Raw genomic sequence first — 11,593 nt, forward strand, 5'->3', positions numbered from 1 at the left:
GGACGGCCAAGGCCGTCCCGTCAGGTATCCGCTGCAGGGCGCGCGCTTAGAGCGCAGCGTCCTTGAGCTTCTTCAGCGGGCGAACCTTGAGCTTGGTGGTGGCCGGCTTGGCGGCGAACCACTGCTCTTCCTTGGTGAACGGGTTGATGCCCTTGCGCTTCGGCTTGGCTGCCACGTTGACGGTGCTGATCTTCAGCAGGCCCGGCAGCGTGAACGAGCCTGCGCCCTTCTTGTGCACCGAAGCGGCAACAGCGCCTTCCAGCGAGGCCAGCACAGCGCGGACGTCCTTGGCGACGACGCCGGAGACTTCAGCGATGTGTGCAACCAGGCCGGATTTGGTCAGCACTTCCTTGATCGGCTTCGGAGCGGCCGGCTTGGCGGCTGCCTTCGTCGCGACTTTCTTCACTGCCTTCTTCGGGGCAGCCTTCTTAGCGGTCTTTGCCATGGTTTCCTGTTCCGTGAACGGTTGGTTGTTTGGTCGGCGCCGAACCCCGTCGGCAAGCGCAATGTAGGGCAACTCTTGGGCGCCGCCAATAGCCTGGAGCGCTGAAAGTGCATGTTTTTTCATATCCAGGCCGATTCAGTACATGGCCAGGCGTGGGGGAACGGGGCGTCGTGGTGCGCTGCACAGCCGCTGGCCTGCAGTTGCAGCACCAACGGAAATGACTGAAAACAAGGGAAAAAGGCTGGTTGGCGTGGCGAGGAAGTGTCCACGCGATGACGCGGGACAGTGACCCTGGCGCGCGGCGGGGCGACGCAGGACTAACGCGGCGCGTGGCAGGGTATTGGTTCATCGCCACCACACAGGAGCAGGACATGGGAATCTCGCGACACGCAACCGCCCACTGGGAAGGTGACCTGAAGTCGGGCAAGGGCCAGTTGAGCACGCCGCAAAGTGGCCTGCTGGACAAGACCCGCTACGGTTTCAACAGCCGCTTCGGTGACGAAAAAGGCACCAACCCCGAGGAGCTGATCGCCGCTGCACACGCCGGCTGTTTCACCATGGCGCTGTCGGCCAAGCTGGGCGAAGCGGGATTCACCCCTGACTCGCTGGATACCGAAGCCAAGGTTGATCTGTCGATGGAAGGCGGCCCGCAGCTGTCGCAGATCCGGCTGAAAGTGAAGGCCGTGGTGCCGGGCATCGATGCGGCGAAGTTCCGCGCGATTGCCGAGGACGCCAAGCAGAACTGCCCGGTTTCCAAAGCGCTGAGCGCGGTGCCGATCAGCCTGGAAGCCGAGCTGGGTTGAGGGTGGTAGCGCCGGGCGATGCCCGGCGCTACCACGCAGCGGCAATCACCAATCCATGGTGCCGCTGATCACCGTCTGCACCTGGCCGCCGGACCAGACCTCACCGGCGTCATCCACGTGCAGGGTAAGCCGGGCATCGTGGCCCACCTCGCGGCCCTGGCTGACCTCGAAGGGCTGGCGGCCGCGGGGCAGGGCGTCGCGCAGGTCCAGCCACGCGGCAAGGACTGCGTTGGCCGCACCGGAGGCGGCATCCTCGAAGCGTCGACCGTTACCGACGAAGGCGCGCACCGCCAGGTCGTAGCCATCGCTGCCATCGGCAAACGCGTAGGCGAACACGCCCATGCTGTCGGTTGATTCGGCCAGTGTGGCGATGGCGTCCCAGTCAGCGTGCAGGCTGCGAAGCGCGGCCTCATCGGCGACCTGTACCACCCACCAGCTGCGGCCGCCCTGCATGCGTGCCGGAGGCAGCCCACCCAGCGGCCAGCCGTGCAATGCAGCCTGCAGACGCGGGTCGCTGGCCTCGGCAGTCTCGGCCAGCTGCGCACGCGGGGTGCGGATGGCGATGCGCTGCTGGTCGCCTTCGCCGGTCACGCGCAGGGGCAGCGCGCCGGCGATGCCGTCCTGCACCAGCAGGCCGTCCACCGGCGTGGCAAGGCCGGCCTGAAGCACCGCGTGCGCGGTCCCTACGCTGGGATGGCCGGCGAACGGGACTTCCTTCTGCGGACTGAACATGCGCAGCCGGTAGCACGCACCGGGTACCTGGGCGGGGAACACGAAGGTTGTTTCTGGCAGGCGTGTCCAGCGTGCGATGGCCTGCATGCTGGCATCGTCCAGACCCTCGGCATCAAGCACGACGGCCAATGGATTGCCTGCGCCGGCGCGTGGGGAAAACACATCCAGTTGCAGGAAGCGGCGGGTGGTCATCGGGGCGAAACTCCATAAATGAGGGGTATACGGTAGCGTGCGGCCATGCCCCGCGAGCGCGCAGCGCGGCAAGGCCGCCGGGCATGGCCCGGCGCTACCAGTGGATGTTGCCGTCGATGATGGGCTGCACCTGGCCGCCGATCCACACCGTGTGTTGTGCATCGATGCTGACCTGCACGCGGCCATCGCGGCCGATCTCGCGGCCCTGGCTGGCCGTGTAGCTTCCGTCCACGCCGGGCAGCGCATCGTGTTGCCGCAACCAGGCGCCGATCAGCGCGTTGGCGCTGCCGGTAACCGGGTCTTCGGGGACGTTCACGGCATCGGCCGGGCAGAACGCCCGGACCACCAGCGCGTGCTCCGCACATGGCTCCGGGGCGAAGACCGCGATCCCGGTTGCGCCGGTGGCATTGCTCCAGTCGCGCAGCGCGGCCATGTCCGGTGCCAGCGTGCGCACGCTGCTGGCATCGCGCAACGGCAGCAGCCACCAGCGCGGGCCGTTGTCCCACAGTTGCGGCATATGGGCTTGCGCAGCCAGCGCGAGCAGCGACGCGGGGATGCCGCCCGGCGACATCGGTACCTGCACGGCGGGCGGGCTGGCCAGCTGGATGGTCGGTGCGTCGGCCGGGCCGCCAACGCGCACCGGCAGCAGCCCGGCGGCGCATTGCTGCACCAGTGCGCCGTCGCGCGGCCGCGCCAGACCGCAGGTGACCGCTGCCCACGCCGCGCCCACGCTGGGATGGCCGGCGAAGGGCAGTTCGCTGCCCGGGGTGAAGATGCGGATGTGGTAGTCGGCGCCGGGGGCGGTGGGGCGCCGGAAGAACACGGTCTCGGACAGGTTCAGCCAGGCCGCCAGGGCTTGCATCCGGGCGCTGGAGAGCCCGTCAGCGTCGAACACGACGCCCAGCGGGTTGCCGGTGCCGGGACGATGGGCGAAGACATCAAGCTGCAGGTAGCGGTAAGCGGTCATTGGAGGCGGTATTGGGCTTAGAATCAAAGGTTCCGCCCCCAGGGGCGGCTCCCCCATATTACACACAGCCTATCCATGTCAGCTTCCCCCCTTGTCGATCGTTGGATCGTACTGAAGTTCGGCGGCACCTCGGTGTCGCGTCGCCACCGTTGGGACACGATCGGGAAGCTGGCGAAAAAACGCGCGGAAGAAACCGGATCGCGCGTGCTGGTGGTGGTCTCGGCGCTGTCCGGGGTGACCAACGAGCTGACCGCGATTGCCGACGGTGCCGCCGACAGCCGCGATCGCATCGCTGCGCTGGTCGAGCGCCACCAGGGTTTCCTGCAGGAACTGGGCCTCGGCGCCGAGGTACTGGCCGAACGCCTGGCCGTGCTGCAGGGCCTGCTGGATGACCCGCGTGCCGCGACCCGTCCGCTGGACTGGCAGGCTGAAGTGCTGGGCCAGGGCGAGCTGCTGTCCTCCAGCCTGGGCGCGGCCTACCTGCGCGCCAGCGGCCTGGATTTCGGCTGGATGGATGCCCGCCAGTGGCTGGATGCACTGCCGCCGCAGCCGAACCAGAGCGACTGGTCGCAGCGCCTGTCGGTGAACTGCCAGTGGCGTGCCGATGCCGGGTGGGCGCAGCGCTTCCGCGCGCAGCCGACCCGGCTGCTGATCACCCAGGGCTTCATCTCGCGCCACGCCGACGGCGGCACCGCCATCCTCGGCCGGGGCGGTTCGGATACCTCGGCGGCGTACTTCGGTGCGCTGCTCGGTGCCAGCCGCGTGGAAATCTGGACCGATGTGCCGGGCATGTTCAGTGCCAACCCCAAGGATGTGCCGGACGCGCGCCTGCTGACCCGGCTGGACTATTACGAAGCGCAGGAAATCGCCACCACCGGCGCCAAGGTGCTGCACCCGCGCTCGATCAAGCCGTGCCGCGACGCCGGCGTGCCGATGGCCATCCTCGATACCGAGCGCCCGGAACTGCCGGGCACCAGCATCGATGGCAATGCCGCGCCGGTGCCGGGGGTGAAGGCGATCAGCCGCCGCAACGGCATCGTGCTGGTGTCGATGGAAGGCATCGGCATGTGGCAGCAGGTGGGCTTCCTGGCCGACGTGTTCGGGCTGTTCAAGAAGCATGGCCTGTCGGTGGACCTGATCGGTTCGGCCGAGACCAACGTCACCGTGTCGCTGGACCCGTCGGAAAACCTGGTCAACACCGATGTGCTGGCCGCGCTGTCGGCAGATCTGTCGCGGATCTGCAAGGTGAAGGTGATCGTGCCGTGCGCGGCGATCACCCTGGTCGGGCTGGGCATGCGTTCGCTGCTGCACAAGCTGTCGGATGTGTGGGCCACCTTTGGCCGTGAACGCGTGCACATGATCTCGCAGTCGTCCAATGACCTGAACCTGACCTTCGTCATCGACGAAGCCGATGCCGATGGCCTGCTGCCGATCCTGCACGCCGAGCTGATCGACAGCGGCGCGATGCCGGTGGAAGAGACCGAAGTGTTCGGCCCGCGCTGGCGCGAGATCGCCGGCACGGTGCGCCCGCGCGGCACGCCATGGTGGCGGGGCCAGCGTGCGCACCTGCTGCAGCTGGCCGATGCCGGCACGCCGCGCTATGTCTACCACCTGCCAACGGTGCGTGCGCGCGCGCGCGCGCTGGCGGCAATCAAGCCGATCGACCAGCGTTACTACGCGATCAAGGCCAACAGCCACCCGGCCATCCTGCAGCTGCTGGAAGCAGAAGGATTCGGCCTGGAGTGCGTGTCGCATGGCGAACTGAAGCATGTGTTCCAGGCCATTCCGGAGCTGTCGCCCAAGCGGGTGCTGTTCACCCCCAGCTTCTGCCCGCGCGAGGAATACGAAGCCGCGTTCGCGCTGGGCGTGACCGTTACCGTGGACAACGTTGAAGCACTGCAGCGCTGGCCGGACCTGTTCCGCAACCGCGAGCTGTGGCTGCGTGTCGATCTGGGCCGGGGCGAAGGCCACCACGCCAAGGTCCGCACCGGCGGCAAGGAATCCAAGTTCGGCCTGCCCATCGCCCGCGTCGACGAGTTCGTGCGCGCGGCCACCGAGCTGGGCACCCGCGTGGTCGGCCTGCACGCGCACCTGGGCAGTGGCGTGGAAACCGCGCAGCACTGGCGCCTGATGTGCGATGAACTGGCCGGCTTCGCCCGACGCATCGGCAGCGTGCACACCATCGACATCGGGGGTGGCCTGCCGATTCCGTACAGCGACGAGGACGAACCTTTCGATCTGGATGCCTGGGCCGAGGGCCTGGCCGAGGTCAAGGCACTGCACCCGGCGTTCCGCCTGGCGATCGAGCCGGGCCGCTTCCTGGTGGCCGAATCGGGTGTGCTGCTGACCCACGCTACCCAGGTGGTGGAGAAGGATGGCGTGCGCCGTGTCGGCCTGGATGCGGGCATGAATACGCTGATGCGCCCGGCGCTGTACGACGCCTGGCACGACATTGAAAATCTCAGCCGCCAGGGCGGCTACGCCGAGGCCGCGTTCGATGTGGTCGGCCCGATCTGCGAATCCAGCGATGTGTTCGGCAAGCGCCGCAAGCTGCCGGTGTCGACCGCGCCGGACGATGTGATGCTGATCGCCGATGCCGGTGCCTACGGCTACGTGATGTCCAACACCTACAACCAGCGCGCGATGCCGCGCGAAGACGTGATCGAGTGATCTGCGTCCACGCCCTGCACCCGCCCACCGACACGCCCTGCGCCACCGCGCAGGCGCGTGCCTGACCGGATACACCATGACTGCTTTCGACAAACACCAGGTTTCCCGCTTCCGCTTCGTCCGCTGCGAACTTGCAGCCGACACCGGCGTGGCCAAGCTGGTCTACGCCTTCGATGACGGCCCTGAGATGGTGGAAACCGTTACCGTGCCCGGCGCTCCGTTCGTGCTGGACGATGCGCGCGCGGCCGCCGTGCAGCGCGCGCTGCAGCTGCTGCACCTGATCGCCGGGGTGAGCTACTACAAGGCCGGCGTGCCCGATACGGTCAGCATCGACAGCTACAGCATCGATGCCGATACCGCGGCGCTGGTGGAGGCGATCTACCTCAATGGCCTGGGTGAGTTCGCCTACCGCAACGGCCTGAACCTGCGTGGGCGGTTCCGCCTGCCGGCAAAGGGCGAGGCGGTGCAGGCGCCGGTACTTGGCCTGCAGTCGCATGCGCTGGTGGCCATCGGCGGCGGCAAGGATTCGCTGGTCAGCATCGAAGCATTGCGTCGCGCGGGCGTCGATGAAACGGTGACCTGGATCGGCAGCTCGCAGCTGATCCGTGCCTGTGCCGAACGCACCGGCCTGCTGACCCTCAACCTGGGGCGCGCACTGGCGCCGGAACTGTTCGAGCTCAACCGCCAGGGCGCCTGGAACGGCCATATCCCGGTCACTGCGGTGAACTCGGCGATCATGGTGCTGGCCGCGCTGCTGCAGGGTGTGGACCAGGTGGTGTTCTCCAATGAACGTTCGGCCAGCTATGGCAGCCAGATTCCGGGCACCGGCGAGGTCAACCACCAGTGGTCCAAGGGCTGGGCGTTCGAGCAGGCCTTCGGCGCGCATGTACAGAAGCAGGTCGCCGCCGATCTGCAGTACTACTCGCTGCTGCGACCGATGTCCGAGCTGGCGGTGGCCCGCCAGTTCGCCAAGAGCGATTTCTACGACGCGCACTTCTCCAGCTGCAACCGCAACTTCCATATCCTCGGCGAGCGCCCGGTGAACCGCTGGTGCGGTGTCTGCCCGAAGTGCCACTTCGTGTTCCTGGCGCTGGCACCGTTCATGCCCAAGACGCGCCTGGTACGCATCTTCGGTCGCAACCTGCTGGACGACATCGAACAGGCCGGTGGTTTCGATGCGCTGCTGGAATTCCAGGACCACAAGCCGTTCGAATGCGTGGGCGAAGGCCGCGAATCGCGGGCGGCAATGGCGACCCTGGCGCAGCGCGCGGAGTGGAAGGAAGACGTGCTGGTGAAGCGCTTCTGCAACGAGATCCAACCGCAGCTGGAAGCGGCGGAGCTGGATCTGGCGCCGCTGCTGCAGCTGCAGGGCGAGCATCGTATTCCGGCCGCGCTGTGGGAACGGGTACGTGAAGATTTCGCAGCTTGAGGGAAAGCGCGTTGCGCTGTGGGGCTGGGGACGGGAGGGACGTGCGGCGTTTGCCGTGCTGCGCGCGCGACTGCCCGGGCTTGGCCTGAGCCTGTTCTGCCCGGCTGCCGAGGTCCGGGCCGCGCGTGCGGAAACACACGGTGCGCTGGACGTCCGTGGTGAGCCGTCGGCCGAGGCGCTGGCTGCCTTCGATGTGGTGATCAAGTCGCCGGGCATCAGCCCGTATCTGCCGATCGCGCTGGCGGCGGCGGAGCGGGGCACCGTTTTCATGGGCGGCACCGCACTGTGGTTTGCCGAACATGCCGCCGCCGATGGCACCGTGCACGACACCGTGTGCGTGACCGGTACCAAGGGCAAAAGCACCACCACCGCATTGGTCGCGCACCTGCTGCGCGCGGCGGGGCATCGCACCGGGCTGGTCGGCAACATCGGCCTGCCGCTGCTGGAAGTGCTGGACCCGCAACCGGCGCCCGCGTACTGGGCGGTGGAGCTGTCCAGCTACCAGACCGGCGAAGTGGCGCGCAGTGGCGCGCACCCACAGGTGGCAGTGGTGCTGAACCTGTTTCCGGAACACCTGGACTGGCATGGCAGCGAGCAGCGCTACATCGAAGACAAGCTGCGGCTGGTGACTGAAGCTGCGCCGCGCATCGCCGTGCTCAATGCAGCCGATCCACATCTGGCCGCGCTGCAGCTGCCGCACAGTGACGTGGTCTGGTTCAACCAGCCGCAGGGCTGGCACATGCGCGGTGATACGGTGCATCGCGGCGAGCAGGCCGTGTTCGATACGCGCAACACGCCGCTGCCGGGCCGCCACAACCGCGGCAACCTGTGCGCGGTGCTGGCCGCGCTGGAGGCGCTGGGCCTGGATGCGGTGGCGCTGGCGCCCGCGGTTCAGGAGTTCCGGCCGCTGCCCAACCGCCTGCAGCGTGTAGGTGAGGCCGATGGCCTGACCTACGTCAATGATTCGATCAGCACCACGCCCCATGCCAGCCTGGCCGCGCTGGAATGCTTCGCCGGCCAGCGCATCGCGCTGCTGGTGGGCGGGCATGACCGTGGCCTGGACTGGACCGATTTCATGCAGCACATGGCGCACGACGTGCCGCCGGTGGAGATCGTGACCATGGGCAGCAATGGCCCGCGGATCCACGCGATGCTGCAGCCGCTGGCCGATGCCGGTCGCTTCGGGCTGCATGCGGCGGGCGATCTGCCTGAAGCGATGGCGCTGGCCCGCGCCGCGTTGGGCGCGCAGGGTGGGGTGGTGCTGCTGTCACCGGGGGCGCCGAGTTTCGGTGCGTACCGTGACTACGTGGCACGTGGCCGCCATTTCGCCGAACTGGCCGGGTTCGACCCGGACAGCATCAGTGCGATTCCGGGATTGGGTATCGCCTGAAGGTAGCGCCGGCAAGCTTCGGAGAACTTCATCCACGCATGGCGTGGATCTACTGTAGAGCAGAGCCCACGCTCGGCTGCGTTCATTGGTCGTCGTCGATGAACGCGTAATCGCGATCAATCAGCTGCTGCAGGTAGGCATCGAAGCTGGGTGCGATGACCGCATAGCTGTCCGGGTCGTGCAGGTAGCGCACTACCTGGCCGACGCTGCCACCGGGTGCGGGATCGAAATCCAGGTACAGCATCGAGGTGCCGCCGTTGTTCATGCAGTGCGAGAAGCACAGGCGGCGGTTCATCGGCAGATCGGCGTCGATGCCGGCGCCGAGGATGTCCGGCTCGTCATCCAGCCATTCTTCGTAGATGGAACGGATGCTGTCGTCCCACTGCTGCTGGTCTTCGAAGATCTGCGCGACCGAGCGCAGGTAGTACGGATAGTCGCCGACATCGGAGCCGAGCATCAGCACGCACACCTCGCCGCCTGGATACTCGCGGAAATGGGTGCCATCCACCTGCGAAAGCAACGCGAGCAGGCTGTCCGGCACCTGCGGCCATTGCGCGCGCAGGCGCTGCAGGTCTTCGGCGCTGGCGCCCTGGACCCACGCCCATTGCGGGGCATCCTCGGCGGGCAGGCGTGGGATCAGGCCAGACAGAAAACGATCAACAAGGGTCATCGGAACATGCCAATGGCAGGGCAGGCACGATCGGCTTCGCGTATCGAAGCCGACCGTGCAGAGCGGTTGGTCAGCGTACCACCTCGAAATCGAGGATGTCGTACACCGATGCGCCGTACTTGCCATGCGATTCCAGGGAGATCGCGATGCCGAGGTCCTCGATGAAGGCACGAACACTGCGATCGCCGTCGACCTTGCACTCCAGCCGGATCGCATCGCCAGAAAGCGAAGCAGATATCTCGCGCGCCGGGAAGCGCTCTCCGATCACGCAGGCCAGGTCGGTGCTGAGTGGTTTTGAAGTGCTGCGTTCCGGATAGAAAACCATCGTCGTTTCAGCGCGGAACCGGCTGCCAGGTGTCCACGCTGCTGGAAGATCCTGCTTCAGTGAACGGGTCTGCAGCGTCATTGCTGCGTCGCGCATCGATGCCAACTGGAACAGATTGGCCTTTGACAACCGCCGCATGGTGAACGAGGTGTAGTCCTCGGTGATCTTCAACAGCCCGTTGTCGGCCACCATCGTGATGGTTGTCGGGGTAGTGGAGGAGGCCTTGCCCTTGATCTGGTAGCGGTAGGTCAACGATGTGAACCGGGGTGCCAGCAACGGGTTGTCCAGACCATCAACAACAGTCTTGAGAACCGGCACGTCTTCCAGTCGCCGGCCGGCGGCCTGCGGCTGCGGGCGATCGGCAGCGGGTACGTCGGGGCGGAGCTGGGCCACGACATCTGCATCCACCGCACCCTGCAGCGAGCATCCCACCATGGTCCTGCCGCCGCCGGATTCCAGCATCAGCACCCGTTCCAGAAGCATGCGTCCGGAGGCAATGCCGCCGCGATTGGAAGAGGGCAGCCACTGATCGCCTGCGCGGACCTCGCTGCGGACATGCATTCCGCGTTCGCCCTGCAGGCGGTCGGCGTGTTCGATCAATGGCGACAGCTGCTTGACCACCGCGTCCAGCGGCGCATCGAAGGTGAACCCCCAGGTCATGTAACGACCCAGCACGCCCAGGTCCGACGTGTTGTCGAAGTAGCTGGTGACGGGCAGGCCGCCGATGCGGGGTTGGCCGCGGAGCTGGACTTCGTTGGTGGCCTCGGAACGATCCTTGCTCTCGATCCAGTTGATCGTGCCCGTGCCACCCAACGATGCGTGCACGGCCCATGCATCTGCATGGGTGTGCAGGCTGGAGAAGAAGGCGGCGTCGCAACGGCTGAACGCGGTGAAGGTCTCGTCAAGCGGACTGGCGCTCAGCTGGGCAGCAGGCAGCAGCAGGGCAAGCGAGGCAAGCGCGGTGGAACCCAGGGTTTTCACGAAACGGGACATCCTTGTTGGGGAAGGGGGGCATGGCTGGACAGTACCTATCGGCCTGCTCGTCTGGATCTGAAGTGGGGCTGCATTGCCTGCTCCGGCTTCACGCCGGCCCCGTACACTCCCGGTTCCCTCTTGCTGGAGCAGGCGCATGAATCGTTGGCGATGCGGTGTGGCGGTGATGCTGGGGCTGGCGGCGATGCCGGCATGGGCAGCGATGAAGACCCAGCCGGTGGAATGGAAGCACCAGGGCACGACCTTCAGCGGCGTGCTGGTCTATGACGACGGCGACAATGACAAGCGTCCGGGCCTGGTGATGGTGCCGAACTGGAAGGGCGTGAACGCTTCTGCCATCGAGAAGGCCAAGCAGCTGGCCGGCGATGACTACGTAGTGCTGGTGGCCGATGTGTACGGCAAGGGCGTGCGGCCGAAGACCGATGCCGAGGCCGGCCCGGTGGCGACCAAGCTGCGCAATGACCGGCCGCTGTTGCGCGCGCGCGCGCTGGAGGCGGTGAATGTGTTGAAGGCGCAGGCCGGAAAGGCGCCGCTGGATGCCAGCCGGATCGGCGCGGTGGGCTTCTGCTTCGGCGGCACCACGGTGCTGGAACTGGCCCGTGCCGGTGCGCCGCTGGCCGGCGTGGTCAGCCTGCACGGCGGGCTGGGTTCGCCGCTGCCGGCGCAGGCCGGTGGCAACCATCCCTCGGTGCTGGTGCTCAACGGCGCGGACGACAAGAGCGTGAGCGCCGAGGACATCGGCAGCTTCCAGAAGGAAATGGACGCGGCCAAGGTGGACTGGGAGTTCACCAACTACAGCGGCGCGGTGCACTGCTTCGCCGAGCGTGATGCCAACAGCCCGCCGGGTTGCCAGTACAACGAACGGGCGGCCAAGCGCGCGTGGAAGGCGCTGGACGAGTTCTTTGAGGAGCGTTTCATGTAGTGCCGACCAACGGTCGGCACCTACCGATGTTTCCGTGCCGACCAACGGTCGGCAC

The 11,593-nt window shown here is 66.9% G+C and carries 10 protein-coding genes; 5 read left to right on the forward strand and 5 right to left on the reverse strand.

All coding sequences use genetic code 11. The features are described from left to right. Window positions 1-46 precede the first annotated feature (46 nt). Window positions 47-445 (reverse strand): HU family DNA-binding protein, encoded by a 399-nt coding sequence (locus ACVOLJ_RS11775; RefSeq protein ID WP_475277664.1) that lies wholly within the window; start codon window positions 443-445, stop codon window positions 47-49. 371 nt (window positions 446-816) lie between these two features. Between ACVOLJ_RS11775 and ACVOLJ_RS11780 the strand changes: the two genes are divergently transcribed. Beyond that, window positions 817-1,248 carry an OsmC family protein gene (locus ACVOLJ_RS11780; RefSeq protein WP_475277665.1) on the forward strand — a complete coding sequence of 144 codons (432 nt, stop codon included), beginning with the start codon at window positions 817-819 and terminating at the stop codon, window positions 1,246-1,248. Window positions 1,249-1,293: 45 nt separating this feature from the next. On the opposite strand, the gene ACVOLJ_RS11785 is transcribed toward ACVOLJ_RS11780, so the two are convergent. Beyond that, on the reverse strand, window positions 1,294-2,172 hold the full coding sequence (locus ACVOLJ_RS11785) for a PhzF family phenazine biosynthesis protein (protein ID WP_481564194.1): 879 nt from the start codon (window positions 2,170-2,172) through the stop codon (window positions 1,294-1,296). Window positions 2,173-2,266: 94 nt separating this feature from the next. Beyond that, window positions 2,267-3,139, reverse strand: coding sequence for a PhzF family phenazine biosynthesis protein (locus ACVOLJ_RS11790; RefSeq protein WP_481564195.1), 873 nt, complete (start codon window positions 3,137-3,139; stop codon window positions 2,267-2,269). A gap of 75 nt (window positions 3,140-3,214) precedes the next feature. On the opposite strand from ACVOLJ_RS11790, the gene ACVOLJ_RS11795 reads away from it, so the two are divergent. From ACVOLJ_RS11795 to murD, 3 genes are all read left to right on the forward strand, one after another. Beyond that, complete coding sequence (locus ACVOLJ_RS11795) at window positions 3,215-5,809, forward strand: bifunctional aspartate kinase/diaminopimelate decarboxylase (protein ID WP_481564196.1); 2,595 nt, start codon at window positions 3,215-3,217, stop codon at window positions 5,807-5,809. Between the two features lie 76 nt (window positions 5,810-5,885). Continuing rightward, complete coding sequence (gene murL / locus ACVOLJ_RS11800; protein ID WP_481564197.1) at window positions 5,886-7,238, forward strand: UDP-N-acetyl-alpha-D-muramoyl-L-alanyl-L-glutamate epimerase; 1,353 nt, start codon at window positions 5,886-5,888, stop codon at window positions 7,236-7,238. Then, window positions 7,219-8,628 (forward strand): UDP-N-acetylmuramoyl-L-alanine--D-glutamate ligase, encoded by a 1,410-nt coding sequence (gene murD / locus ACVOLJ_RS11805; RefSeq protein ID WP_475277670.1) that lies wholly within the window; start codon window positions 7,219-7,221, stop codon window positions 8,626-8,628. The genes murL and murD overlap by 20 nt, the downstream gene beginning before the upstream one ends. 82 nt (window positions 8,629-8,710) lie before the next feature. Here murD and ACVOLJ_RS11810 read toward each other — a convergent pair whose 3' ends face one another. Together ACVOLJ_RS11810 and ACVOLJ_RS11815 are read right to left on the reverse strand one after the other, a co-directional pair. Next, the gene (locus tag ACVOLJ_RS11810) at window positions 8,711-9,298 is read right to left on the reverse strand and encodes an SMI1/KNR4 family protein (RefSeq protein WP_481564198.1); all 588 of its coding nucleotides are present in this window, start codon (window positions 9,296-9,298) and stop codon (window positions 8,711-8,713) included. 70 nt (window positions 9,299-9,368) lie between these two features. Then, the gene (locus ACVOLJ_RS11815) at window positions 9,369-10,754 is read right to left on the reverse strand and encodes a hypothetical protein (RefSeq protein ID WP_481564199.1); all 1,386 of its coding nucleotides are present in this window, start codon (window positions 10,752-10,754) and stop codon (window positions 9,369-9,371) included. Between ACVOLJ_RS11815 and ACVOLJ_RS11820 the strand changes: the two genes are divergently transcribed. Further along, a complete protein-coding gene (locus tag ACVOLJ_RS11820) occupies window positions 10,753-11,538 on the forward strand; it encodes a dienelactone hydrolase family protein (protein ID WP_481564200.1) in 786 nt (261 codons plus the stop codon). The genes ACVOLJ_RS11815 and ACVOLJ_RS11820 overlap by 2 nt on opposite strands. Window positions 11,539-11,593 lie beyond the last annotated feature (55 nt).

The organism is Stenotrophomonas sp. STEN046 (assembly GCF_056759755.1).

Excerpts from the sequence above, each read along its gene's own strand:
- ACVOLJ_RS11785 (WP_481564194.1), bottom strand. The coding sequence starts at position 2,172 with ATGACCACCCGCCGCTTCCTGCAACTGGATGTGTTTTCCCCACGCGCC.
- ACVOLJ_RS11780 (WP_475277665.1), top strand. The coding sequence starts at position 817 with ATGGGAATCTCGCGACACGCAACCGCCCACTGGGAAGGTGACCTGAAG.
- ACVOLJ_RS11815 (WP_481564199.1), bottom strand. The coding sequence starts at position 10,754 with ATGCGCCTGCTCCAGCAAGAGGGAACCGGGAGTGTACGGGGCCGGCGT.
- ACVOLJ_RS11820 (WP_481564200.1), top strand. The coding sequence starts at position 10,753 with ATGAATCGTTGGCGATGCGGTGTGGCGGTGATGCTGGGGCTGGCGGCG.
- murL (WP_481564197.1), top strand. The coding sequence starts at position 5,886 with ATGACTGCTTTCGACAAACACCAGGTTTCCCGCTTCCGCTTCGTCCGC.
- ACVOLJ_RS11790 (WP_481564195.1), bottom strand. The coding sequence starts at position 3,139 with ATGACCGCTTACCGCTACCTGCAGCTTGATGTCTTCGCCCATCGTCCC.
- ACVOLJ_RS11775 (WP_475277664.1), bottom strand. The coding sequence starts at position 445 with ATGGCAAAGACCGCTAAGAAGGCTGCCCCGAAGAAGGCAGTGAAGAAA.
- ACVOLJ_RS11810 (WP_481564198.1), bottom strand. The coding sequence starts at position 9,298 with ATGACCCTTGTTGATCGTTTTCTGTCTGGCCTGATCCCACGCCTGCCC.
- ACVOLJ_RS11795 (WP_481564196.1), top strand. The coding sequence starts at position 3,215 with ATGTCAGCTTCCCCCCTTGTCGATCGTTGGATCGTACTGAAGTTCGGC.